The 684-nt window shown below is 72.4% G+C and carries 1 protein-coding gene; it reads left to right on the forward strand.

Annotated features, from left to right (window positions below):
- Nucleotides 1-90 precede the first annotated feature (90 nt).
- Nucleotides 91-684 (forward strand): DUF7286 family protein (locus ACFR9S_RS13535; protein ID WP_459077211.1); only part of this gene is annotated, 594 nt, incomplete at its 3' end.

Genomic DNA, 684 nt, shown 5'->3' on the forward strand with positions numbered 1-684 from the left:
TGCCCCCCGGCGGCGCGGTGGGCGGCCGGCCGACGCTGCGGCGTCGCTCCAACTGGACACCGTCGAGATTTCCGTCCGGACGTGGTCGCCGTGAGCCTCGCCGACGACGACCGCGCCCGGATCCCGTTCGCGCTCGTCGGCGTCCTGCTGCTGCTCGGCGCCTCCGTGTACGCGACGGGAATCGCGGATCGGGCACAGCCTTCGGTCGAGCGACCCGCAGCGGCCGCGATGGACGGCGTGACCCGGGACGCACGGCCCGCACTCCGAATGGCGGTCCGGGACGCCGCACGCGAGTCCGCCGAAGCGCCGGTCACGGCCCCAGCCGACACGGCTGCGGGTAGAGCGTTGAACGACTCCCGACCGTTCGTCGACGCGCTCAGACTTCGGATCGCCGTCGCGGCCCGCCAGTCGATATCGGAGTTGGATCGCGAGCGCGGCGGCGTCAGGGCGACCGTCGAGCTTCCCCCGATCGATGAATCGACCAACTCTCTCCGGCGTGCGAAGTCGGGCGTCGAAGTCACGTCAGTCGACGGCGGGGCGGCGATGCGTGTGACGATCCGGAACCTCACAATCCGGGCCCGGGAAGGCGATCGAACGGTCGCCCAGCGGCGCCGGAACGTCACGCTCACCGTCGAGACGCCAGTGCTGGCGCTCCACCGGCGGGCCAGCGCCTACGAGTGGCGG

It is taken from the genome of Halolamina salina (assembly GCF_042678005.1).
Classification (GTDB): Archaea; Halobacteriota; Halobacteria; order Halobacteriales; family Haloferacaceae; genus Halolamina; species Halolamina salina.